General features: G+C 64.9%; 19 protein-coding genes. 16 read left to right on the top strand and 3 right to left on the bottom strand.

Annotation, left to right across the window (positions count from 1 at the left end; genetic code table 11):
* Nucleotides 1–168 precede the first annotated feature (168 nt).
* From ACI2KK_RS26505 to ACI2KK_RS26490, 4 genes are read left to right on the top strand one after another with little or no spacing between them, the layout of a single operon-like run.
* Nucleotides 169–714, top strand: coding sequence for a polysaccharide biosynthesis/export family protein (locus tag ACI2KK_RS26505; RefSeq protein WP_404671279.1), 546 nt, complete (start codon nucleotides 169–171; stop codon nucleotides 712–714).
* Nucleotides 715–741: 27 nt separating this feature from the next.
* Nucleotides 742–1,857, top strand: a complete 1,116-nt coding sequence (locus tag ACI2KK_RS26500; RefSeq protein ID WP_404671278.1) for a hypothetical protein — start codon at nucleotides 742–744, stop codon at nucleotides 1,855–1,857.
* Nucleotides 1,858–1,877: 20 nt separating this feature from the next.
* Nucleotides 1,878–3,443, top strand: coding sequence for a GumC family protein (locus ACI2KK_RS26495; RefSeq protein ID WP_404671277.1), 1,566 nt, complete (start codon nucleotides 1,878–1,880; stop codon nucleotides 3,441–3,443).
* Between the two features lie 11 nt (nucleotides 3,444–3,454).
* A complete protein-coding gene (locus ACI2KK_RS26490) occupies nucleotides 3,455–4,261 on the top strand; it encodes a CpsD/CapB family tyrosine-protein kinase (protein ID WP_404671276.1) in 807 nt (268 codons plus the stop codon).
* A gap of 400 nt (nucleotides 4,262–4,661) precedes the next feature.
* On the opposite strand, the gene galE is transcribed toward ACI2KK_RS26490, so the two are convergent.
* From galE to ACI2KK_RS26475, 3 genes are all read right to left on the bottom strand, one after another.
* Nucleotides 4,662–5,657: a UDP-glucose 4-epimerase GalE gene (gene galE / locus ACI2KK_RS26485; protein WP_404671275.1), complete on the bottom strand. Its 996-nt coding sequence runs from the start codon at nucleotides 5,655–5,657 to the stop codon at nucleotides 4,662–4,664.
* 211 nt (nucleotides 5,658–5,868) lie between these two features.
* On the bottom strand, nucleotides 5,869–8,442 hold the full coding sequence (locus ACI2KK_RS26480) for a glycosyl hydrolase family 5 (protein ID WP_404671274.1): 2,574 nt from the start codon (nucleotides 8,440–8,442) through the stop codon (nucleotides 5,869–5,871).
* Entirely contained in the window at nucleotides 8,439–9,974 is a 1,536-nt protein-coding gene (locus ACI2KK_RS26475) for an O-antigen ligase family protein (RefSeq protein WP_404671273.1), read from the bottom strand. The genes ACI2KK_RS26480 and ACI2KK_RS26475 overlap by 4 nt, the downstream gene beginning before the upstream one ends.
* A 375-nt stretch (nucleotides 9,975–10,349) precedes the next feature.
* Here ACI2KK_RS26475 and ACI2KK_RS26470 point away from each other — a divergent pair, with 375 nt between their 5' ends.
* The 12 genes from ACI2KK_RS26470 to ACI2KK_RS26415 all read left to right on the top strand — a co-directional run bounded on the left by ACI2KK_RS26470 (nucleotide 10,350) and on the right by ACI2KK_RS26415 (nucleotide 22,483).
* Complete coding sequence (locus ACI2KK_RS26470) at nucleotides 10,350–11,726, top strand: oligosaccharide flippase family protein (RefSeq protein WP_404671272.1); 1,377 nt, start codon at nucleotides 10,350–10,352, stop codon at nucleotides 11,724–11,726.
* A gap of 75 nt (nucleotides 11,727–11,801) precedes the next feature.
* Nucleotides 11,802–11,999 carry a hypothetical protein gene (locus ACI2KK_RS26465; RefSeq protein ID WP_404671271.1) on the top strand — a complete coding sequence of 66 codons (198 nt, stop codon included), beginning with the start codon at nucleotides 11,802–11,804 and terminating at the stop codon, nucleotides 11,997–11,999.
* Nucleotides 11,996–13,453, top strand: a complete 1,458-nt coding sequence (locus ACI2KK_RS26460; RefSeq protein WP_404671270.1) for an FAD-dependent oxidoreductase — start codon at nucleotides 11,996–11,998, stop codon at nucleotides 13,451–13,453. Before ACI2KK_RS26465 ends, ACI2KK_RS26460 begins: the two co-directional genes overlap by 4 nt.
* Nucleotides 13,454–13,559: 106 nt before the next feature.
* Nucleotides 13,560–14,177, top strand: coding sequence for an acyltransferase (locus ACI2KK_RS26455; protein WP_404671269.1), 618 nt, complete (start codon nucleotides 13,560–13,562; stop codon nucleotides 14,175–14,177).
* Nucleotides 14,170–15,126: a glycosyltransferase family 2 protein gene (locus tag ACI2KK_RS26450; RefSeq protein WP_404671268.1), complete on the top strand. Its 957-nt coding sequence runs from the start codon at nucleotides 14,170–14,172 to the stop codon at nucleotides 15,124–15,126. The genes ACI2KK_RS26455 and ACI2KK_RS26450 overlap by 8 nt, the downstream gene beginning before the upstream one ends.
* 9 nt (nucleotides 15,127–15,135) lie before the next feature.
* On the top strand, nucleotides 15,136–15,654 hold the full coding sequence (locus ACI2KK_RS26445) for a serine O-acetyltransferase (protein ID WP_404671267.1): 519 nt from the start codon (nucleotides 15,136–15,138) through the stop codon (nucleotides 15,652–15,654).
* Nucleotides 15,655–15,657: 3 nt separating this feature from the next.
* A complete protein-coding gene (locus tag ACI2KK_RS26440; protein ID WP_404671266.1) occupies nucleotides 15,658–16,635 on the top strand; it encodes a glycosyltransferase family 2 protein in 978 nt (325 codons plus the stop codon).
* A 133-nt stretch (nucleotides 16,636–16,768) separates the two neighbouring features.
* Nucleotides 16,769–17,743 carry a DUF535 family protein gene (locus ACI2KK_RS26435; RefSeq protein ID WP_404671265.1) on the top strand — a complete coding sequence of 325 codons (975 nt, stop codon included), beginning with the start codon at nucleotides 16,769–16,771 and terminating at the stop codon, nucleotides 17,741–17,743.
* A gap of 33 nt (nucleotides 17,744–17,776) precedes the next feature.
* Nucleotides 17,777–18,979 carry a glycosyltransferase family 4 protein gene (locus ACI2KK_RS26430; protein WP_404671264.1) on the top strand — a complete coding sequence of 401 codons (1,203 nt, stop codon included), beginning with the start codon at nucleotides 17,777–17,779 and terminating at the stop codon, nucleotides 18,977–18,979.
* The gene (locus ACI2KK_RS26425) at nucleotides 18,976–20,166 is read left to right on the top strand and encodes a glycosyltransferase family 2 protein (RefSeq protein WP_404671263.1); all 1,191 of its coding nucleotides are present in this window, start codon (nucleotides 18,976–18,978) and stop codon (nucleotides 20,164–20,166) included. The genes ACI2KK_RS26430 and ACI2KK_RS26425 overlap by 4 nt, the downstream gene beginning before the upstream one ends.
* Nucleotides 20,163–20,906, top strand: coding sequence for a WecB/TagA/CpsF family glycosyltransferase (locus tag ACI2KK_RS26420; RefSeq protein WP_404671262.1), 744 nt, complete (start codon nucleotides 20,163–20,165; stop codon nucleotides 20,904–20,906). Before ACI2KK_RS26425 ends, ACI2KK_RS26420 begins: the two co-directional genes overlap by 4 nt.
* A gap of 149 nt (nucleotides 20,907–21,055) precedes the next feature.
* Entirely contained in the window at nucleotides 21,056–22,483 is a 1,428-nt protein-coding gene (locus ACI2KK_RS26415; protein ID WP_404671261.1) for an undecaprenyl-phosphate glucose phosphotransferase, read from the top strand.
* The last annotated feature ends 108 nt before the right edge of the window (nucleotides 22,484–22,591 follow it).

Below are 22,591 nucleotides of genomic sequence, written 5' to 3'. Positions count from 1 at the left end.
CTATATTCCAGTTGCCAGCGGCCAGTGTATTGCCAGCCCTCTGGTAACGGGCCTCGAGGATGATCGAGGCTGTCGCGGTACCACTCAAGTGGCCGCGGCCGGAGCGAGAAGTCTTGTGCTGTTCTCATCAGTGCTCTTTTTGTATGCCGACCTGGCAGGAGGGACCCCATGGTGCGTTCAATCTTCGCCCTGCTGTGTGTGCTGATGGCGTGGTCCACTGTCGGTAATGCCAGCGACTCCAATACCCCCTATCTGCTCAGCCCCGGTGACAAGGTGCTGGTTTCGGTGTGGCAGGAAGACACCCTGCGCCAGGAAACCACCGTGCTCCCCGACGGCAGCATCACCTTCCCCCTGGCGGGCCGCATCGATGTGGCCGGCCTCGACGTCACGGCGGTGGCCAAGAAGATCACCGCCGGGCTCAAGCCTTACCTGGCCGACCCCAATGTCAGCGTCGTGGTCACCGGCACCGCCGGCAACCTTGTGTATGTGCAAGGCAAGGTGGTCAAGCCAGGCCCGGTACCGATGGCCGGCCCCACCGCAGTGCTGCAGGCCCTGAGCATGTCGGGGGGGCTGGACAAGTTCGCCGATGAAGGCGGCATCAAGGTCTTGCGCGGCAATGACGTCAAACAGGTGCATTACAAGGACCTGGTGTCTGGCCGTGACATGTCCACCAATTACCAACTCCAGGCGGGCGATACGCTGATCGTGCCTTGAGCCCGCCTTCTTTATTAAGACCGCACAGTGCCTATTCTTCGAACAACACGTATTGCAACGGCCGTCTTGATGTTGCCGTTCCCGGGGCTGGCCCTGGCCGCCCATTGGCAGTCTTCGGTGGTGGTACCCACTACCGTGGAATACGACAGCAACCCGCTGTTGCTGACCTCAGACGAGAAGGGTGTCATGCGCACACTCATCGAGCCCACCTACAACCTGGTCGGTACCTTCGACCGCGATCAGCTCACCTTGGGGCTGGGGGTGCACGTGCTGCATTCTTCCGACACCTCGGTGCAGAAGAACCGCGAAGACCCCGACCTGAACCTGGGCTGGCGGCGTGACACCGAAACGGGCCACTTCGGCTTGCGTGCGCAGTACATCGAAAGCTCGACCTTGTCGGGCACGGTGCTGGACACTGGCGTGGTGACCACCGACGGCACGCAGAAAATGTCGATCTTGTCCGGCGACTTCAGCCATGCCCTGAGCGCGCGCACCACCTTCGACAACGAAACCCGTTACTCCCACGCCACCTACGACATCGCCACGCTGACCGGCTATGACGAGCTGGCCAACATCTCCACCCTGACCTACGCCTGGAACGAGCGCACCGATGTGTTCGGCGGCCTGCGCATACGCCGCTACGAGCCGGACCAGAGCGACACGGCGATTGCCTCGAACAGCTACACGCCGAGCGTGGGCGTCAAATACCAGATCAGCGAAAGCCTCACTGGCCGGGCGCATATAGGGGTCAACCAGGTGTCGGGCTCTGAAGGCGGCCGGCGCGGGGAGGGCGGGGTGCTGCTCGACTACCGTGGCACCCGCACCGATGCCAGCCTGAGCGCCGAGCGCACCACCGTGGCCAGCGCCGAAGGCGGCTTCGCCCAGCTCGACCTGGTGCACGGCATGTGGAGCTACGCGGTCAGTGAGCTGACCCGCGTGGGGCTGGATGCGCAGTGGCAGGACAGCAAGGGGCAGACCCCCAACACCCTGCAGACCTACAGTGCCTGGGCCAGCCGCGAGTTTTCGCCGTACTGGGACCTGCGCCTGTCGTTGATGTACAAGGAGCGCCAGCAGAGCGGCGTGCCGGATGCTGCAGCAACCATCGTTGGCTTGACCTTGACCTACAAATTCCCCGACCTCTGACCTTCAGCCTGGTGACCGCCATGAAGTCTGAATACGAGCTCTCTCTCAAGGATTACATCGCGATCATCAAGGACCGGGCCCTGCTGTTGGGGGTGATCATTGCGGTCGTGTTGGCAGGTACGGTGGCGGTGGCCGTCAGTGTGCCGCCGGTGTACCAGGCCATGGGCACCATCCTGGTGGAATCGCAGCAGATTTCGCCGGAGCTGGTGGGCACCAACAACCCCAGCGTGGCCGATGAGCGCATCGAGGTGATCCGCCAGCGGGTCATGACCCGGGACAACCTGCTGCGCATCATCGACAAGTACCAGTTGTTCACCGACAGCTCACGCCAGCTCAGCGAAGCAGACAAGGTCGACCTGATGCGCAACACCATCGGCGTCAATACCCTTAGCACCTTCGTCAAGGGGCGTGGCGATACCACCGTGGCCTTTACCGTCTCCTTCGACCACAAAAAACCGGAAGTCGCCAAGCAGGTAGCCGACGAGCTGGTCGCGCTGTTTCTCAACGAGAACATGAAGCAGCGTACCGAGCGCGCCACCGAAACCACCGAATTCCTCACCCAGGAGGCTGACAAACTGGGGGCCGAGCTGGCCGTGCAGGAAAACCAGCTGGCCGACTACAAGCAGGCCAACGCCAATTCGCTGCCCGAAAACCAGACCCTGCGCATGAACCAGCTGTCGCGCTCGGAGCTGGAGTTCCGTGAGGTCGACCGCGACTATAAAAACGCCCAGGAAGAGCTGCGTTACCTGCAGCTCGAGCTGTCGGCCGCCAATGCCGGCCTTGCCACACGCGCCGATGGCAGCCGCCCGGCCGCCGCCGACCAGCCCCAGGACCTGGGCAGCCTCAAGGCCGAGTACGCACGGCTTTTGACCCGCTACACCGAAGCGCACCCGGATGTGGTGGCCATCAAGCGCAAGATCCAGGCCTTGCAGGCCAGCGGCGCAGGCACCGGCAGCGCAGCCGGGGTCAACCTCGACGTGGCTCGGGCGCAGGCCAAGATTTCTGCGGCCCAGGCCAATATCGCCTCGCTAGCCCAGCAAAAACGCGACCTGTCGCAGAAGATGGAAGCCACCGAGGCCGAAATTCTCGCAGCACCCCAGGTCGAGCGTGGCCTGGTCACCCTGATGCGTGACCACGACAACGCCCGCAAAAAGTATGAAGAGATCCGCGCCAAGGAAATGAGCGCCAAGATCAGCGAAAGCCTCGAGCAGGAAAACAAGGCCGACCGCTTCGTGCTGCTAGAGCCGCCACGCCTGCCGGAAAAACCGGTCAAGCCCAACCGCAAGAAGATCGTCGCCTTGGGCCTGGTACTGGCCCCGGCCGCCGGTGGTGCGCTGGTGATGCTGCTGGAAATGCTCAACCAGCGCGTGCGCGGTGCCGGCGCCCTGGAGAGCGTGCTGGGCAAACGGGTGCTGGTGTCGGTGCCGTTCATCGCCACCCAGGCGGAGCTCGCCAGGCGCCGGCAATGGCATGTGGGGCTGATCATTGCAGGCGTGCTGGGGGTGGTGGTGATGCTGCTGCTCATCCACCTGTTCTACATACCGCTGGATCTTCTGCTATTTAGAACTATGGCCAGGTTTGAATAGGGAATGCAGTGATGGATAGGAATACGCCGGCAGTTGGCAAGAACATTCATCAGGTTTCACCCAGCAGCGGGGACACCCCGCAAACACCTGCGCTGCGGGAGCAGCCCGGTGCCCTGGGCCAGTTCGACTACGTGCAGACCCGGGTGGTGCCGCTGAACGCGGAGCACCTGGAGCGCCAGCGCATCGTCGCCTACAACAAGAACTCCAACATGAACTGGGCCTTCGACCTGCTGCGCACCCAGGTGCTGCAGATGATGGAGGAGAACGGCTGGCGCACCTTGGCGATCACCTCGCCCACGCCCGAGGCAGGCAAGACGGTGCTGGCGACCAACCTGGCCATGAGTATCGCCCACCACACCAACAAGACCGCGTTGCTGGTGGACTTCGACCTGCGCAGGCCACGGGTGGGCAAGGCGCTGGGGCTGTCAATGGACAAGGCGCTGAACGAGCTGCTCGATGGCTCGGCGCAGCTTGGCGAGGTATTGGTCAACCCGACGCTGCCGCGCTTTGTGGTGTTGCCGACCCGTGAGCCGATACCGCTGTCTACCGAGGTCTTGTCGTCGACCAAGGTCAGCAACCTGATCAGCGAGTTGCGTGACCGGTACGACTCGCGCATCTGCATCTTCGATTTGCCGCCGCTGTTGAGTTCGGACGATGCGATCACCGTGTTGCCCAAGTTTGATTGTGTGTTGCTGGTGGTGGCCAATGGCAGCAACAGCAAGAAGGATATCGAGGATTGCTCGTATCACCTGGGGCAGTCGAATTTGCTGGGGACAGTGTTGAACAAGGCTGAGGTGGAGCCCAGGACTTATTATTGATTTTTGGGGTTGCTGGTGGCTTTCAAAGAAGTTCGCGTGAGGGCCGCCAAGTGTTCGCCACAACCCTTGCAGCGCCTATCAGATCGAGCGCCGCCCGCGCGGCGCTTCGCGGGTGAACCCGCTCCCACAGTTTGTTTCGGGCCAATGAGTCCTGTGAAAGTACCGCTGTTCGCCTTGGTGCATGTCTTGAGCCATGTGAGGTGGCAGCAATGCCCATGCCGAAACCGCGGCGTACAAACAAGGGGATCCGGTACTGGCACAGGAGAGACTGGCCCGAAACAAACTGTGGGAGCGGGTTCACCCGCGAAGCGCCGCGTGGGCGGCGCTCGATCTGATAGACGCTGCAAGGGCTGTGGCGAACACCTATCAGCCCTGAGGCGAACATCTTGAAATCGGCGACCTAAGACCCCAACACCCGCCCCAGCCCCTCAACCCCCCGGCCACAAAGCGTCAACTCCCATTGCCAGGCATGCCCAACAATCTCCTCCAGCGCCGCATACCGAGGCGCCCACCCCAGCACCTGCCGGGCCTTGCCGGCATCGGCCACCAGGCTGGGCGGGTCACCGGCGCGCCGCGGCGCCTCGCGCACCTCGATCAGCCGCCCGGTCACCCGGCAAGCCGCATCGATCACCTGCTGCACCGAAAACCCCAACCCGTTGCCCAGGTTGAACACCGCGCTATCACCCCCGCGCACCAGGTAATCCACCGCCAGGGCATGGGCCGAAGCCAGGTCGCACACATGCACGTAATCACGAATACAGGTGCCATCTTGCGTGGCGTAGTCCCTGCCAAACACGGTGATGGCCGGCCGCCGGCCGCTCGCGGCTTGCAAAATCAGCGGGATCAGGTGGGTTTCCGGTTCGTGGCATTCGCCCAGTTGCCCGCCCGGGTCGGCCCCGGCCGCGTTGAAGTAGCGCAGGCACACCGATTTCAGGCCGTACGCCCGGTCATAATCCTGCAGCACCTGCTCGACCATCCACTTGCTGCGCCCGTAAGGGTTGATGGGGGCCTTGGGGTGGGTTTCGTCGATCGGGGTGTAGTGCGGGTCGCCATACACTGCGGCAGTCGAGGAGAACACCAGGCGACGAACACCGGCGCGAAGCATGGCCTGCAGCAGGGTCAGGGTGGAGGCGACATTGTTCTGGTAGTAGCGCGCCGGGTCGCTGACCGATTCGCCCACCTGAATGAACGAGGCAAAATGGAACACGGCGTCAAAACGGTGCCGGGCAAACAGCGCATCCAACTTGTGCGCGTCGGCGATATCCAGTTCGGCCCAGTGAATGCCGGGGAGGGCAGGAGATGTGTCCGCTACCACCACCTCGTGGCCGCTATCGAGCAAGTGCTTGACCATGTGCGAGCCGATATAGCCCGCGCCACCGACGACCAGAAACTTCATCCCGTCCTCCTGGAATCCGTTGCCTAGGTAATCCTGGTAGGCCGCATTGCGGCCCTTCGCGGGCAAGCCCGCTCCCACAGGCTGGGCGCTTGCAGCAACCACTGCGCAATCCTGTAGGAGCGGGCTTGCCCGCGATGGGCCGCAGTGCGGCCCCAATTGGCACAGCTGATGGCACCAGGCCGTCAGGCCAGCTTTCTCAGACTCTAGATGGCTATTCGAGGAACAGCCAATTGGCCATCATGCTGGCGTCGAAGTTGACCCGGTAATAGCCATCGCTGTAGCTGGCCGCCAACACCTGGGGCTGCCCGGCGCGGTCGCGGCGGGTCAGTTTCAGCCCCGGCGGCGCCTTGATGGCGAGGCTGCCCACGAACGGCTCGACATGGAACGGAATTTTGTCGTCAGCCTTGGGCACAGCCCGGGTACCCAGCGAAACGAGCATGCGCCGCGCCTGGCCCAACGGCTTGCCGTCGATGCTCTGCACCACCACGCTGGCATAAGGCGTAGTGGCCTGCACCTGAACGGCCCCCAGGCTGATCGACTGGCCGCCCAGCCAGCCGGTCGCCGCCTGGGTCAGCGGTGTATCGATGGTATACAGCCCCTGGCGCCAGTTGCGCCGCAGCTCGCCGGTATCGCTGCTGGCCTCGCTGGCATCAGCGGGCAGTAGTGACTGGTCAGGGTCGCTGAGCACCTGGGCGCCTTTGGCCGGGACGCCCGGCTTGAGCCAGGGCAGTTGCGGTGTTGGCGGCATGGCGATCTGCAGCCGGCCTTTGGTCAGGGCCGTGCGCAGCAACACGGAGCTTGCCGGGGTGATGGGCCGCTCGAAGAGCATTTGCGCGCTCGGTGCGAACACATAGCGGGTAGTCGCCTCGCGCACATCGGCGCGCCGGTACAGCAGCGCCGCTGCAGGCAGGGTGGCGAGCATCGCCGGGTCGTTGTAGGCGTGCCAGTTGTCCGCCGTGCTCCAGCCATTGAACGCCTGCTGGCTGTAGGCGTACTGCATGATCGCCGCCCAGCCCTGGTGGTCGGCGGTGGCGGCCACGTACAACGCCAGCGAATGGCGGTCGGGGGTGGGGAAGGGCTCGGCATTCCACTCGGTGACGGTCATCGGCAGGCCGACCACTTGAGCGGAGCCCAGCCAGTCCACCAGGTTGTCGCTGGTCAGCGGGTTGCGCTGCAACTGGCCGGTGCCGCCGTAGGCGTGGGCATCCACCACGTCGCCGCTGGTCAACGCCGGCAGCGCGCTCAGGCCATTGCCGCCCCAGGTGCTGGTGGTGGCGATCGGCACCTTCACCCCAAGCTTGTGCAGGTGTTCGATCATGGCAGCGTCGAAACGCTGCTCCAGGTCGTTCAGGAACAGCTTCGACGGGCCGTGCTCCCAGGCCCGCCAGGTGCGGTCGGCGGGCAGGTCATGGGCCTTGGCGAAGGCTTTGGCCTGTTCCATGTACCAGGCGCTATGGCGGGGCACGTTCTTGTCCCCCAGCAGGGCATTGCCGAAGTGCTGGGTCAGGTCGTTCTCGTTGGTCAGCAAAATGGCCGCCACCGCCGGGTCGTCCTTGTAGGCCAGCCCGGTGTAGGGGTTTACATGGGTCAGGTATTGCTCGGCAAAGCGCTGCATGGCCTGCTGGATGCTCGGGTTGACGTAGGCGTAGCCCTTGAGGCTCATGGCGCGGTCGCCGCGGGCCACCTCGTCGAAGCCGTCGATCCGGTCGGCAGCGGTCAGCGGGCGCTCCACGTGCAGGTCGAGCCACACGTAGATACCCTCGTCCTTCAGGCTCTTGATCCACAGGTCGATCTTGCGCTGCGATTCGGCATCGATGCTTTGGGTGTTTTGCAAGCGGCTGATGTCGCCAAAAATGTTTGGGCTGACCCAGGGCGAGTCGTGGTGGTGCAGGCGCACCAGGTTGAAACCCAGCGCCGAGAGCCGCCGGGCCTGCTCCTTGATGGCCTCGTCCGGGCTTTTGAACAGCGCGTAGGCGGTGACGTTGGTGCCCCAGAAGCGTACCGGGGTGCCGTCGGCGAACTGCAGCTGCTCACCCACCGCCTTGACGAAACCGCGCTTGCCGGCCGGTTTCTCTGCGGCATTGAGAAACGACAGGTCTACCGGGGAGGTGCGCCAGTCCAACTGGTCGTCCGGCCAGCTGGCAGGGTCGGTAAGGCCAAAGCGCTCGGTGGCCGTTGGCGCCAGGGCGATGTCGCCGCTCAGGGTGAGGGTGGCCTTGACCTGCTGGTGGCCGGCCACGATCGGGTCCTGGTAGAAGAACCCGCGCACCTCGCGAATGTCCCCCGGCTCGAAGTACACCTTGGCCAGCGGCGGCTCGAAGCGCAGCTCGATGCGCCGGCCCTGCTTGCCCCAGGCCCAGCCGCGGTTGCCCGGCAGCAGCTCGGGGTCGCCCATGGGGCCGGCCACCAGCGCCGGGGCGAACTGAAAGCGCAGGCCGCCGCCCTTGACCCCCGACTGGCGGCTGTGGGCGTCCAGATCGAAAGCCCAGCTCAGGCTTTGCTCGCCAGGCCGCTCGATGGTGGCCTTGAGATCGAAGTCCAGGTCCTTGTTCTTGCCGGTGAGGCTATAGCGCCACGGGCCCTCGACCTTGAACGCCGAATAGAAACCGGTCCAGCGCCAATCCTGCGCCCAGAAGTCGAACTTGGCGGTCATCGCCGGCCCGCCGCCCTGGGTCACGTTTGGCAGGCCAGTGGTTTCGTCTACCGAAACGGCCCACTCCGAGGCCTGGGCCAAGGGGGCTAGCAGGGCTAACAGCAGCCAGGCCCTTCGTGCGAATGCAGTCATGGCACGCGCCTCGGTTGCAGCCCGGGGTTGCTCAGGGCTTCGGGCGCGGCCTGGCGCAGCAGGCGCACACGCTGGATGTAGGCCACCCCCAGGCCGCCGACCGACCAGTAGACGATGGGGATCACCGTGATGCTGCTGACGGTGAAGATGATCACCAGGATGCCCAGCAAGGTCGCCAGCAGCGCACGGCCCAGCAGGCGCTCCTCGTGGTCTTTGTCGGGGAAGGCGCGCATGGCTTTGTGGATGCCCAGCAGCACGCTGGCGAAAAACGCCACGAACAGTGCCAGCCCCACCAGGCCGACGCGCAGCGCCAGGCTGATGTAGGTGTTGACGATGTCGATGATGCCGTCACCCTGGATCATCGACTGCATCTCGGGGGTGTTACGAAAATCGAACGAACCGAACAGCGGGTTGCGCTGGATGACGATCATCGAGTTGTCGATCAGCCGCTCGCGGTAGGTGATGTTCTCGTTTTCGATGGTGCCGATGAACGGCAGAAGGTTCAGCACCTTCTCGCCCCCCGGCACCACGCTCAGCAGCGGCAGCGCCAGTACCCCGGCCAGGGCCAGCAGCACCAGGCGCTTGGCTGCGTTGCGGCCGGTGGCGATGAAGGTGGCGATGATCACCCCGGCGCCGATCCACGGGCCGCGCGACAGCGGCGCGAACAGCCCGGCGCCCAGCAGCAGCGCGCCAAGCAAACGTTGCAGGCGGCTGCGCACGTAGCCCTGCAGGAACAGGTACATGCCGATGGCCACGGCAATCACGAAGCCCAGGGCGATGGCCTGGCCGGTGGTGGCGCTGGCCCGCAGCGATCCGCCGCGGGACAGGTAGCCGGTCATGCTCCACTGTACGCCCATGGCGTCCATCAGCGCGTTGTACAGCAACCAGTGGCGCAGGGTTTCTGCCACCGCAATGGCCGACAGCAGGAAGGCCGCCAGCACGAAGGCCAGCAACGCGTCCTTGAAATCGCCGAGTTCGCGCAGGCCGCGGCTGGCCACGTAGTAGGGCAGGTACACATCGACGTACAGGTAGAACGCCTGGCGCAGGGTGTCGGTGAGGGTGGTTTCGCGTAGGTACAGCACGCTCATCAGCACGATGCCGGCAGCCAGCAGGCGGTCCGGCCAGGTGCGCCCGAAGCGCAGGGTGCCAGCGCGCCGGCCCAGGGCCAGCGAGGCCGGCAGCAGCACACACAGGGCCAGCAGGCGGATATGGTTGAGGTCGAGCACGTAGTTGATCACGCCAAAGCCCGGGATCTGCACCGACGCCGGCGGGATGACGAACAGCAGCATGTAGAACAGCGCCAGGGCGTTGCGCTCGCGCTTGCCCGCCATGCTCAGCAGCACGGCGCCGGCCGCCACGTAGACCCAGTAGCTGAACGAGAAGAACGCCAGCAGGGTCAGGGCCAGCCACAGGTTGCGCCGGCGCTTGAAGTCGCGCTCCGGGATCAGGTCGGCGGCCGCCCGCCGGGCCAGCACAAACACCACGCAGGCCAGGAACAGGATGACGACGAGTGCTCGCAGGTGTTCGGGCATGGGCTGTGTGCACCTTTGTGGTGAACCGGAGTTCGGTTCGCGATCCTTCGCGGGCAAGCCCGCTGGTATGGGCAAATCACAAACATATCGAGCTGACGCGGTTCCTGTAGGAGCGGCTTCAGCCGCGAACACCGGCGAAGCCGGTGCCAACCACCGCGTTGCCTGCTTCGCGGCTGAAGCCGCTCCCACAGGGATTGCATAAGCCTCAGGCCTGCGCTGCACCTGTAGGAGCCGGCTTGCCGGCGATAAGGCCGGTTCAGGCAACACAAGACAGTTGCTCCCACAGGGCGTAAGGCACTCCTTTCAAGGGCCACTAGCATCATGGCTGATTGAAACTATAGTGACTTCTAGCCATTTCAATCAGAGATCCAGCCCATGCCGTCGATTGATGTGCAAGCAGCAGGAAGCCTGCGTCGGCGTGCAATATGGGCAGGTGCCTGGAACGTACTGTCGCTGCTGGCCTCCCAGGTCATGCGCCTGGGCGGCAACCTGATCATCGCGCGGCTGCTGGTGCCGGAGATGTTCGGCCTGATGGTCATCGCCACTACCGTATCGGTTCTGCTGCACCTGCTGTCCGACGTAGGCCTGCGGCAAAACATCATCCAGAGCCCGCGCGGTGACGACCCGCTGTTCCTCAACACCGCCTGGACCGTGCAGATCATCCGCGGCTTCGCCCTGTTCGGGCTGACCCTGTTGCTGGCCCTGGCATCGTGGCTGGCCCAAGAAGCCAGCCTGTGGCCGGCCAACTCTACTTACGCCGACCCGCAGTTGCCGCTGGTGCTGGCCATCACCGGCGTCTCGGCGATCATCTACGGCCTGCAATCGACCAAGATGGACATCGCCGTGCGCACCCTGCAACAAAAGCGCGTGGTGCTGATCGACCTGGGCTCGCAGCTGGTCGGCCTGGTGGTGATGCTGGTAGTCGGCTACCTCACCCGCTCGGTCTGGTCGCTGGTGGCCGCCGGGCTGGTGGCGGCGCTGACCAGCACGGTACTTGGGCATGTGGCCATGCAAGGGCCACCGAACCGCCTGCAGTGGGACCGCGGTGCCCTGGACGAACTGGTGAGCTTCGGTCGCTGGATTCTGGTGTCGTCCATGGTCGGGGTGCTGGCCATGTACGGCGACCGCATGTGGTTCGGTGCCAGCATGACCGAGGTGGAGCTTGGGGTTTACTCCATCGCCGTGCTGATCCTGGGCTCGATCCAGAACGGCCTGCTGCGGGTGATCGGCTCGGTGGCGTTGCCGGCCTTCAGCGAAGCAGCGCGCGAAGGTGACACCGAACGCCTGAAGAGCCTCTACTACCGCCTGCGGCTGATGGTCGACCTGGCCATGCTGTTCGCCTGCGGCGGTTTCCTGACCGCCAGCCCGCTGCTGATCGGCTGGATGTACGACGAGCGCTACCACGGTGCGGGGACGATGCTGGCCATTCTTTCGCTGTCGTTCTTCACCCTGCGCTACACCCTGGCGCATCAGGTCTGGCTGGCCCTGGCGCTGACCAAGTACCAGGCCATGGACAATATCATCCGCCTGGTGACCTTGTGGGCCGCGCTGCCGTTGCTGCTGGCCCTGGGTGGTACGCACTGGGCGATCTGGGGGGTGGCGCTGCATACCTTCCCGACCCTGGTGCTGATCGTGTACGTGAACTGCAAGCTGGGCATGTTCAGCCTCAAGCGTGAACTGATCGTGCTGCCGGCGCTGGGCGCCGGGGCGCTGTGCGGGGTATTGCTGACCGACTTCTTCAACTGGCTGTGATTGCACGGGTGGGGGCACGGCAGGCGCGGTACAGCGCTGCCGGGGGAAACGATCATTGGCATGGGGCTTGGGAAGATGGAGAAGCTGCAGTTCTGTTCCGGGCTGTCGGGCCGCAGGCTGTTTTTGCGCAACGCCGTGCTGCTGGGGGCCGGTGCTTGTGTGTTCGGTGCAGCGCCTGCCGTGCAGGCAAAGCCGGCCGCGGCCAAGGGCGGTTTCGTCGTGATCAACGGCTGGGTGCTGCCGTCCGGGTACTTTCGGGACGGCCAGCCATGATCAAGGACTACCAGACCCAAAAGGCCCTGCGCGGGCCCTATGATTTTTGCATCCTCGGCGCCGGCCCCGCCGGCATCACCCTGGCCTTGCGCCTGGCCAGGGCCGGCTGGCGGGTACTGCTGGCCGAGGGCGGCGGGCGTGAATACTCAGAGCACTCGCAAGGCTTCTACCACTGCACCTCCAGCGGCCTGGAGATGTACGCGGGCGAGACCCGCCTGCGCTTTCTGGGCGGTACCTCCAACCACTGGGCCGGGCGCTGCCGGCCGTTCGACCCCTCCGACTTCGCAGCCGGCCCGCCGGTCGGCCTGCCGGGCTGGCCGATTGGCTATGGCGAGATCGAGCGCTACCTGCCCGAGGCCATGGCCATCGTCGATTTACCCCAGGGCGCCGACTTCAAGGCCATGAACGCGGGCCTGAGCGGCGGCGACTTCGACGCCGACCGTTTTCTGCTCAGCCCGCCGACGCGCTTTGCACAAAAATACGCCCAGGCCCTGGAAGATACCCCCGGGCTGGATGTGTTCCTCAACTGCAACTGCGTCGACCTGGAGTTCGACAAGGCCAAGGGCAGCGTGGCCGCGGTGGTGGTGTCCGACTACGACCTGCACCGCGAACGGGTGCAGGCGCGCCACTTCATCCTCGCCATGGGCGCTCTGGAAAACGCCCGGCAACTGCTCAACAGCCAGTCGCTGCGCGAGGCCGGGGTGGTCACGGCGGACGGCATGGTCGGGCGTTGCTTCATGGACCACATGAACGTCGAGATGGGCACGTTCATTCTCAAGAGCGGGCAGGGCACCGATACCCGCCAGTACTACACCACCGACGCCTTCGTCGCCGAATACCAGGCCGGCAAGGGTAATGTATCGGCCTCGGTACTGGCTGACGTGCAGACCTATGGGCGCACCGCCGAGGTCAAGCACTTTCTGGAAAACCTGGCATGCGACACCGGCGTGGCCAGCAAGATCAAGTTCGTCGCCGACTTCAGCTGCCCCGGCGATGGCGTACTCGGCACCATGATCGAGCAGTTCCCCAACCTGCAGAGCCGCCTGACCCTGCACCAGGACAAGGACGCCCTGGGGGTTGCCCGGGCGAACATGCACTGGGCGCTGAGCGATGCCGACCGGCACACCATCAAGTGCATCGGCAGCGAGTTGGCCAAGCAGTTTGCCGAGGCCGACATGGGCTTCGTCAAGCTCAACGAATTCGTCTACGACACCACGCAACCGCTGAAGATCCAGCCCCACGCCCACCACATGGGCACCACGCGCATGGCCGAAACGCCTGCGCACGGGGTGGTGGACAGCGACTGCAAGGTGTTCGGCACCGGCAACCTGCACGTTGCCGGCAGCGGCATCTTCGCCACCGGCGGTGCCGCCAACCCGACCATGCCGCTGCTGCAGTTCGCACTGCGCCTGGCCGACCACCTCAACCAGCAGATGAAGGCTACGACCGCCTGAAAGGGCCATGTGATGCAAACAGGGATTGAGTGCGACGCGGTCATGTTCCCCAATAGCCGACCCGACTCGCCTCAGGGACATTCCACGACCGTGCGAGGCAAGCAGCATGTTTGGATGGATACGCAAGGCACTGGCGAACCACGCCCAGCGCACCGGGCGTGGCGGCCCGGCCTACAAGAGGTTCTGCAACCCCACGCCGCGGGCCTGGGGTGAGTACCAGACCAACTGGGGCACCTTCCATTCGGTGGGCGCCAACTTTCACATGAACACCGGCTGCAACGTCACCGACCCGCCGCTGACCCGCATCGGCAGCAACGTGGGGTTGTCGGACTGCACGCTGATCGGCCACGACGGGGTGGTTGCGCTGATCGAACTGGCCTATGGCAAACACTTGGATTCGGTGGGTTTCATCGACATCCGTGACAACTCGTTCGTCGGCCACGGCGCCATCGTCATGCCGCGGGTGACCATCGGCCCCAATTCGATCGTCGCCGCCGGCGCCGTGGTGACCAAGGACGTGCCACCCAACACCGTGGTGGGCGGCAACCCGGCCAAGGTCATCTGCAGCACCGATGCGTTGGTCGAGCGCATCGAGGCGCGCTGCGCCACCTACCCGTGGAACGACTTGCTTGAACAGCGCAAGGGCTCGTTCGACGCCGAGCTTGAGCCGTTGCTGGCCAGGCGCCGGCAGGAATACTTCTTCGGGGAGCCACGCAATGACTGAAAAACCCGTGGATGTGATGGTGGTCAACTTCAACACCGCAGGCCTGTTGCAACCGATGTTCGACGCCCTGCGCCGCGCCGGTGGCGAGACCCTGGCCAGCTACCTGGTGGTGGACAACGCCTCGGCCGACGACTCGGTGGCGCGCATGGCCCAGGTGTGCCCCGATGCGCTGCTGCTCAGCAACACCCGCAACGTAGGGTTCGGCCGCGCCAACAACCAGTTGCTGGAGCACCTGCGCGGGCGTTATGCGCTACTGCTCAACACCGATGCCTTCGTTGCCCCCGACAGCCTGGCCAAGACCCTCGACTACATGGACGCCCACCCCGAGTGCGGGGTGCTAGGGGTGCGCCTGGTCGGCCGCGAGGGCGACCTGCAGCCGTCCTGCCGGTATTTCCCCACGCCTTTGAACGTGTTCGCCAGCCGTACCGGGCTGGGGCGGTTTTTCCCGGGCCTTAAGATGGTCGACGAAATGACCTGGGACCACGCCTCGGTGCGCGAATGCGACTGGCTGCCGGGTTGCTTCTACCTGGTGCGCCGCGAGGTGCTCGACCAGGTGGGCCTGTTCGACCCGCGCTACTTCCTCTACTACGAGGAAGTCGACCACTGCAAGCGGGTCAAGGCCGCCGGCTGGAAGGTGGTGTTCTACCCGCACACCACGGTGGTGCACATCGGCGGCGAGAGCTCCAAGTCGGTGAGCGAGCTTGAGGCCGCCAGCCGGCAAATCTCGGCTTACCAGATCGAAAGCGAGCTGTTGTATTTTCGCAAGCACCACGGCGTGGCGGGGCTGGCCCTGCACATGCTGCTGGTGTGCCTGGGCGATGCTGTGCTGGCACTCAAGGCGCTGCTCAAGGGGCGCGGCTGGCCGGCCATCCACGCCTGCTGGCGGCACACCAAGGCCACCTGGGGGCTGCTGTTCGCCACCCGTTTTGCCAGCCAACCCACACGCTGAGGTGACGCCATGTTCGACAACATCCGCGCCGATTTGCGTGCCCATGGCGGCGACTGGGGCGCCCAGGGTTTCTGGGTGCTGCTGGTGTACCGCTTTGGCCGCTGGCGCTACGGGGTGCGCCCGGCGCTGCTGCGCAAGCTGCTGTCGTTGGTTTACAAAGTGCTGTTCAAGCTGGTGCAGATCCTCACCGGGGTAGAGCTGCCGTGCGAGGTGCAAATCGGCCGCAATTTCGTCATCGACCACTTCGGCGGCATCGTGGTCAGTGGCTACGCCCGCTTTGGCGACGACTGCCGTATCCGCAACGGCGTGGTGGTGGGCCTGAAGAACGTCAGTGACCCTTGCGCGCCGGTGTTCGGCAACAACGTCGATATCGGCACCGGGGCCAAGATTCTCGGCAACATCCGCATTGGCGACAACGTGGTGATTGGCGCGAACGCCGTGGTGCTGGTGGATGTGCCGGACAACTGCCTGGCGGCCGGGGTACCGGCGGTGATCAAGGCGCGCAAACCCAGTGAAGTGACGGTGTAGCCCATGGCGACCGGCATTGGCGTGGTGGTGATCGGCCGCAACGAAGGCCAGCGCCTGGTGCGCTGCCTGGCGTCGTTGGCCGGTGCGGCCGAGCAGGTTGTCTATGTCGATTCCGGCTCCACCGACGGCTCGGTGCAGCAGGCCCGGGCCTTGGGCGTGGAGGTGCTGGGACTGGACATGGCCCTGCCGTTCACCGCTGCCCGGGCCCGCAACGAAGGCTTCAACCGGCTACGGCAGCTGTTGCCCGGCCTGCGCCTGGTGCAATTCGTCGACGGCGACTGCGAGGTGGTGCCGGGCTGGGTGCAAAGCGCCGCGGCGTTTCTGGATGCGCAGCCGCAGGTGGCAGTGGTGTGCGGGCGGCGCCGCGAGCGCCACCCGGAGCGTTCGGTCTATAACCTGCTGTGCGACCTGGAATGGGACACCCCCAGCGGCGAAGCGCGCGCCTGCGGTGGCGACGCGCTGATGCGTGCGGGCGCCTTCAGCGCCGTGGGCGGTTACCGCGCCGGGCTGATTGCCGGCGAAGAGCCCGAGCTGTGTGTGCGCCTGCGCGCAGCGGGCTGGAAGGTCTGGCGGCTGGATGCCGAGATGACCCTGCACGATGCGGCCATGACCCGCTTCGGCCAGTGGTGGCAGCGTAGCCAGCGGGCCGGCTATGCCTATGCCGAGGGCGCCGCGCTGCATGGCGCGCCGCCCGAGCGGCATTGGCTGAGCGAGTCGCGCCGGGCGTGGTTGTGGGGGTTGGGCATACCGGTGTTGATTGCGTTTGCGTGCATGGCTGTAGGCGTTTGGGGGCTGCTGTTGGCGCTGGTTTACCCGTTACAGGCCGTGCGCCTGGCGCGCAAGGGTGGCCGCTCGAGGCGGGAAAACCGCTTGCAGGCGGTGTTTCTGGTACTGGGCAAGTTCCCCGAGATGCTTGGGCAACTGAGGTACTGCTGGCGGCGGTTGACTGCTGGTAAAGCGGTGTTGATCGAATACAAGTGATACAGGGCCGGCCTCATCGCCGGCAAGCCGGCTCCTACAAGTACGGCGCAGGTTTGAAGGCTATGCGATCCCTGTGGGAGCGGCTTTAGCCGCGAAGCAGACAGCGCGGAGTGGTCAGGTTCAAGGGAGGCCTATGTGGGTTAGAACGATCGTCAAAAGCGTGCTCACCCTGCAGCCGGGGTATTCGTTGCGGGCGCTCAAGGGCAGCCTGAAGCTGACCCAGCACATGGTCCGGCAATGGCCGGCGCTCAAGCCGTTTTTGCAGCGCATGCACGCTGCGTTGGGCGAGCAGGGCTTCGAGCGGCTGGGTGTCGACTGCGTCGGCGTGGTGCACTGGCCCTACATCAGCAAAGGCTGGGAGGCGCCCGAGCGGCTTGAGGCCATTGCCTCCCACTACGAAGTGGTGGCCCGGCAGTTCCCGCGGCTGTTGCTGCTGGGTCGCGAGGAGCGGCTGGTGCTGTGCGACCTTTGCGACCTGTGTGCCGGCAGTTCCTTGGTGCTGGACCGGGCGATCTGGTTCAAGCGCGAAGGCGAGCTGGTACTCAACCTGTTCCAGGGTGAGCTGCGGGTCGCCTCGCTGGCCTTCACCCTGCGCCAGGCCGATGAAGGCCTGTGCCTGTTCGTGGGGGCGGTGCAGGGCATCCACAAAGGCGTCGACAGTGAAACCTCGCTGAACATCTACCGCGAGCTGACCAAGGACTTCGAAGGCCTGCGCCCCCGCAGCCTGTTGCTCGAAGTGCTCAAATGCCTGGCCAGGGCCCTGGGGGCTAGCCACCTGTACGTGGTGGCCGACCAGTACCGGCATCACCGCCACCCGTACTTTGGCCGGGAGAAGGCTCTGGACGTTGCCGCCAACTACGATGTGATCTGGGAGGAGAGCGGTGCGACCCCCTCGTCCCGGGAGGGCTTCTTCAGCCTGGCGCTGCCGGCAACCCAGCGGGCTGCGGAAGATATTCCGGCAAAAAAACGCGCCATGTACCGGCGCCGGCAAGCCTTGCTGGAAGAGGTCTTCGCAAGGCTGGAAGCCATGCTGCCGGGGGGCGGCAAGGCGGCGGGCAGTGCTGCGCACAGGCCGTTGGATAGCGCGGTCAGCCTGCAGGGCGACTGAACATTCATCATAAGATCAAGGTGTCGGGGGCTTATGCGTATCGCCTATTTCATCAACCAGTACCCCAAGGTCAGCCACAGTTTCATCCGCCGGGAAATCCTCGCCCTGGAGCGCCAGGGCCTGGAAGTGCAGCGCTTTGCCCTGCGTGGCTGGGACGCCGAACTGCAAGACCCTGAAGACCTCGGCGAGCGTGAGCGCACCCGCTATGTGTTGCAGGGCGGCCTCAAGGGGCTGCTGCGGCCCATGCTGCAGGTGCTGCGGGCCGCGCCGAAACGCTTCGGCGCGGCACTTTACCTGGCACTGCGCGTGGGCTGGCGCGCAGATCGCCCGTGGCCTTACCACCTGATCTACCTGGCCGAGGCCTGCCAATTGCTACAGTGGTTGCAGGCGGCCGGCAGCGAGCATGTGCATGCGCATTTCGGCACCAACTCCACTGAAGTGGTGATGCTGGCCAACGCCCTGGGCGGGCCCGGTTACAGCTTTACCGTGCACGGCCCCGAAGAGTTCGACAAACCGCAGTTCCTGCACCTGGGCGAGAAGGTACGCCGCGCCGCGTTTGTGGTGGCGGTCAGCGACTATGGGCGCAGCCAGCTGTACCGCTGGGTGGCCCACGAGCACTGGGCCAAGGTCAAGGTGGTGCATTGCGGGCTTGAGCGCAGCTTCCACGATGTGCCGCCCGTCCCGGTGCCGGATGTGCCCCGGCTGGTCTGCGTCGGGCGCCTGTGCGATCAGAAGGGTCAGTTGCTGCTGTTGGAGGCTGCGCGGCAGCTGGCGCAGCGTGGCCTGGGCTTTGAACTGGTATTGGCCGGTGATGGTGAGCTGCGCGCAGCGATCGAGGCGCTGGTGGCCCGGCATGGCTTGCAGGTGCAGGTGCGGATCACCGGCTGGGTCAGCGGCGCGCGGGTACGCGAGGAGTTGCTGGCTGCCCGCGCCCTGGTGCTGCCCAGCTTCGCCGAGGGGCTGCCGGTGGTGATCATGGAGGCCATGGCCTTGCGCCGGCCGGTGTTGACCACCTATGTGGCGGGCATTCCCGAGCTGGTTCAGCCTGGCGAAAATGGCTGGTTGTTCCCGGCAGGCTCAGTCGAGGCACTGGTCGAGGCGATGGCCGCGTGCCTGGCAACGCCTGTGGCAAGGCTGCAGGCCATGGGCGAGGCGGCGCATCAACGGGTGGTCGAGCGCCACGCCATCGACACCGAAGCGGCCCGGCTGGCCGAGCTGTTCAGGGTAGCGCCATGACCATGCTGCTGGCTTGGCTGTTGGCGGCACTGGCGCTGCTGATGCTGCTGCCGGTGTTGGTGTTGTTCGCCCAGGTGCTGCTGGCCTGCCTGCCGATGCGCCCGCCGGCGCAAGCCCAGGGCGCGCGCGGCCCCTTGGCGGTGCTGGTGCCGGCCCATGACGAGGCGGCGGTGATTCGCGCGACCCTGGCTTGCATCCGCCTGCAACTGCTTGAAGGGGATCGCTTGCTGGTGGTGGCCGACAACTGCAGTGACGACACTGCGGCCCTGGCCCGGGCCTGTGGCGCCGAAGTGGTGGAGCGCAGCGATGCGCAGCACCGCGGCAAGGGCTATGCCCTGGACTACGGCGTGCGCCACCTGGCAGCGGCACCGCCGCAGGTGGTGGTGATCATCGATGCCGATTGCCAGGTGGGCGAGGGCGCTATCGACCGCCTGGCGCGCAGTTGCCTGGCCAGCGAGCGGCCGGTCCAGGCCCTGTACTTGATGCGTGCGCCGGCGGGTGCCGGGCTGAAGGTACTGGTTGCCGAGTTCGCCTGGCGGGTGAAGAACCTGGTGCGGCCTCGGGGGTGGGCGCGGCTGGGCTTGCCCTGCCAGCTGATGGGCGCAGGCATGGCCTTTTTGTGGCGCGACCTGGCCAAGGTCGAGCTGGCCAGCGGGCATCTGGTCGAAGACCTCAAGCTGGGCCTGGACTTCTGCCGCCAGGGCAAGCCGCCGTTGTTCTGCCCTGAAGCGCTGGTCAGCAGCCAGTTCCCCGGCAGCGACGAGGGCCTGAGCAGCCAGCGCAAACGCTGGGAGCATGGCCACCTCGGGGTGGTGCTGGCCGACGCCCCGCGGCTGCTGGCAACCTCCGTGGCGCAGGGCAACGGCCGCTTGCTGGCCATGGCCCTCGACTTGCTGGTGCCGCCGCTGGCGTTGCTGAGCTTGTTGTCGGTGGCCACCTTTTTGCTGTGCTGGTTGGCCTTCTTCCTGTTCGGCGTGCTGGCCCCTGCACTGCTGGCCACGCTCGCGCTGGTGCTGCTGAGCGCTTCGGTAGTGCTGGCCTGGGCGTGCTTTGCCCGGGAGCAGATCGCCTTCTCGGTGCTGCTTTACGCGCCGCTGTACGCGATGAAGAAGATCCCGCTGTACCTGGGCTTTCTGATTCGCCGCCAGGTCGAGTGGGTGCGTTCGAAACGGGATGACGACCAATGAACCAGGGTGACTGGCAAGGCCGCTGGGCGGTGATTCTGGACAAGCTGCACCTGGTGGGTGACGGCACGCAGGAGCAGGGCGTGCTCGATGCTCTGGGCCACCCCGTAGCGCCAACGGTGTTGGGGTTCGTCAATGCCCATGCACTCAACCTGGTCGCAGGCGACAGCCGCTATGCAGCCTCGCTGTCGGCCGCCGACCTGTTGCTGCGCGACGGCGGTGGTATGGCGATCCTGTTGCGCCGGCTGGGGCGTGAGCCTGGGCTCAACATGAACGGCACCGACCTGATTCCGCGCTTGTTGCTGGCCTACCAGGGCCGGCGAGTGGCGTTCTGGGGCACCCGCGAACCCTACCTAAGCCAGGCTGCAGCGCACTGCCAGGCGCGTTACGGGGTGGACATCGTCTCGCGGCACGAGGGTTTTGCCGACACCGATACCTACCTGGCGCTGGCCCGCCGGCTGCAGCCGGAGCTGATCGTGCTGGGTATGGGCATGCCCAGGCAGGAAGCCGTGGCCGCAAGCCTGGCCGCCTTGGGCCAACCGTGCCTGATCGTGTGCGGCGGGGCGATCCTGGACTTTCTTGGCGGCAAGGTCAGCCGCGCGCCGCGCTGGCTGCGCCGGCTGGGCGGCGAGTGGTTGTACCGCCTGGCAAAGGAACCACGGCGCCTGTTCATGCGTTATGTGGTGGGCAACCCGCTGTTTTTGCTGCGTACAGTGTTTTACCCGCGTTACAGACCGCGATGAACCCGGGGTGCTGCTACAGTGATATCAACCGCCCCCGCACCCCGTGCACCAGCCTCGCAAGCGTTGAATGAAGCGCCTGCTGCCTGGTCCGGCAAGGCTTTGCCCTGGGGCCAGAATGCTGGCGACGCTCATTTCGACGAGGCCTGACAATGGTGTTCGAACCCCGCAGCAGCCGTGCCTTGCTCCAGCGCAGAAGCAGCGTCAGCAACGCCATCCAGGCAGGCCTGGACGGTATCGCCGTCACCGGTGTTGCCTGGTACCTGATTTACCAGGAGATCGGCTACCTCACCTCCGACTACGTCATCATGCTGTTGCTGCTGATCGGCGCACTGGCGGTGATCTACGACCACTACGCCATCTACCGCACCAACGTCGGCCTCACGGTCAAGGCGTTTCGGCTGTTCAAGGCCTGGTCGGCGACCTTCTGCTTTCTGGTGGTCATGGCCTTTCTCACCAAGCAGAGCGAAACCTATTCACGGTTGCTGGTGGCCGAGCTGTTCGTCATCGGTTACGTGGTGCAGTTGTTTTTGCACATTGCCGTGCGCGAGGTGCAGAAGCGTTTCATGGCCCATGCCTACCGCATGGAGAACGCGCTGATCATCGGCGCGGGCGACCTGGCGAATTTTCTGTACCAGAAGATCAGCAACAACCCCTGGCTGGGGGAGCGGGTGGTGGGCTGCGTGCTGCTCGACCAGGACGCAGAGCAAGCGAACATCGCCACGGGGGAGGGCAAGGAGCCGTTGCCGGTGCTGGGCAAGATCGAGGACCTCGATGCCATCGTCACCCAGCATGCCATCCGCACGGTGTACCTGGTGACGCCGCTGGCGGGCTCAGAGGTAATCAACGACGTGTACCTGAAGCTTTTGGAAAAGTGCATTGCGGTGAACTGGGTGCCGGACATTTTCTCCCTGCGCCTGATCAACCACAGCGTGCGCGAGATTGCCGGCATTCCGGTGCTGACGCTTTCGGAAACGCCGCTGACTGGCATGAGCCTGTTCCTCAAGAACATCGAGGACCGGGTGCTGGCGGCGCTGATTTTGCTGGGCATCTCGCCGATCCTGCTGGTGCTGGCGGTGGTGATCAAGCTCGATAGCCCGGGGCCTGTGTTTTTCCGTCAGGAGCGCATGGGCTGGACCGGTGAGTCGTTCCGTATCTGGAAATTTCGCAGCATGAAGGTGCATCAGCCGGAAGCAGGTGTACTCCAGCAGGCGCAGAAGAACGACCCGCGGCTGACCCGCATCGGGGCGTTCATTCGCCGAACCAGCCTTGATGAATTGCCGCAGCTGTTCAACGTGCTGACCGGCGAGATGTCGCTGGTGGGGCCGCGGCCCCATGCGCTGCAGCACGACACGCAGTATTCGCAGGATATCGTCGACTACTTTGCCCGGCACAATATCAAGCCGGGGATGACTGGGTTGGCGCAGGTGCGGGGGTTTCGGGGGGAGACCAAGGATATTGCGCAGATGATCCAGCGGGTTAATTCGGATATCGAGTACATCAACAACTGGTCGTTGTGGTTGGACTTTGTGATTTTGGTGCGGACGGTGAATGCTTTTACTGGGAAGCAGGCTTATTGAGTTGGGTTTGTTTGTTTTGAAAGTTGTATGCGCATTCATTATTTGTAGTGACGCTTATTCACCTTTCCGCCCTTACGGCGGCTCACTTTTTGAGGGATCAAAAAGTAA

This window comes from Pseudomonas sp. NPDC089406 (assembly GCF_044900265.1).
In the GTDB taxonomy this organism is placed as follows: Bacteria; Pseudomonadota; Gammaproteobacteria; order Pseudomonadales; family Pseudomonadaceae; genus Aquipseudomonas; species Aquipseudomonas fakonensis.
This window is presented reverse-complemented; position numbering and strand designations above follow the sequence as displayed.

Excerpts from the sequence above, each read along its gene's own strand:
- ACI2KK_RS26505 (WP_404671279.1), top strand. The coding sequence starts at position 169 with ATGGTGCGTTCAATCTTCGCCCTGCTGTGTGTGCTGATGGCGTGGTCC.
- ACI2KK_RS26495 (WP_404671277.1), top strand. The coding sequence starts at position 1,878 with ATGAAGTCTGAATACGAGCTCTCTCTCAAGGATTACATCGCGATCATC.
- ACI2KK_RS26490 (WP_404671276.1), top strand. The coding sequence starts at position 3,455 with ATGGATAGGAATACGCCGGCAGTTGGCAAGAACATTCATCAGGTTTCA.
- galE (WP_404671275.1), bottom strand. The coding sequence starts at position 5,657 with ATGAAGTTTCTGGTCGTCGGTGGCGCGGGCTATATCGGCTCGCACATG.
- ACI2KK_RS26480 (WP_404671274.1), bottom strand. The coding sequence starts at position 8,442 with ATGACTGCATTCGCACGAAGGGCCTGGCTGCTGTTAGCCCTGCTAGCC.
- ACI2KK_RS26475 (WP_404671273.1), bottom strand. The coding sequence starts at position 9,974 with ATGCCCGAACACCTGCGAGCACTCGTCGTCATCCTGTTCCTGGCCTGC.
- ACI2KK_RS26470 (WP_404671272.1), top strand. The coding sequence starts at position 10,350 with ATGCCGTCGATTGATGTGCAAGCAGCAGGAAGCCTGCGTCGGCGTGCA.
- ACI2KK_RS26465 (WP_404671271.1), top strand. The coding sequence starts at position 11,802 with ATGGAGAAGCTGCAGTTCTGTTCCGGGCTGTCGGGCCGCAGGCTGTTT.
- ACI2KK_RS26460 (WP_404671270.1), top strand. The coding sequence starts at position 11,996 with ATGATCAAGGACTACCAGACCCAAAAGGCCCTGCGCGGGCCCTATGAT.
- ACI2KK_RS26455 (WP_404671269.1), top strand. The coding sequence starts at position 13,560 with ATGTTTGGATGGATACGCAAGGCACTGGCGAACCACGCCCAGCGCACC.
- ACI2KK_RS26450 (WP_404671268.1), top strand. The coding sequence starts at position 14,170 with ATGACTGAAAAACCCGTGGATGTGATGGTGGTCAACTTCAACACCGCA.
- ACI2KK_RS26445 (WP_404671267.1), top strand. The coding sequence starts at position 15,136 with ATGTTCGACAACATCCGCGCCGATTTGCGTGCCCATGGCGGCGACTGG.
- ACI2KK_RS26440 (WP_404671266.1), top strand. The coding sequence starts at position 15,658 with ATGGCGACCGGCATTGGCGTGGTGGTGATCGGCCGCAACGAAGGCCAG.
- ACI2KK_RS26435 (WP_404671265.1), top strand. The coding sequence starts at position 16,769 with ATGTGGGTTAGAACGATCGTCAAAAGCGTGCTCACCCTGCAGCCGGGG.
- ACI2KK_RS26430 (WP_404671264.1), top strand. The coding sequence starts at position 17,777 with ATGCGTATCGCCTATTTCATCAACCAGTACCCCAAGGTCAGCCACAGT.
- ACI2KK_RS26425 (WP_404671263.1), top strand. The coding sequence starts at position 18,976 with ATGACCATGCTGCTGGCTTGGCTGTTGGCGGCACTGGCGCTGCTGATG.
- ACI2KK_RS26420 (WP_404671262.1), top strand. The coding sequence starts at position 20,163 with ATGAACCAGGGTGACTGGCAAGGCCGCTGGGCGGTGATTCTGGACAAG.
- ACI2KK_RS26415 (WP_404671261.1), top strand. The coding sequence starts at position 21,056 with ATGGTGTTCGAACCCCGCAGCAGCCGTGCCTTGCTCCAGCGCAGAAGC.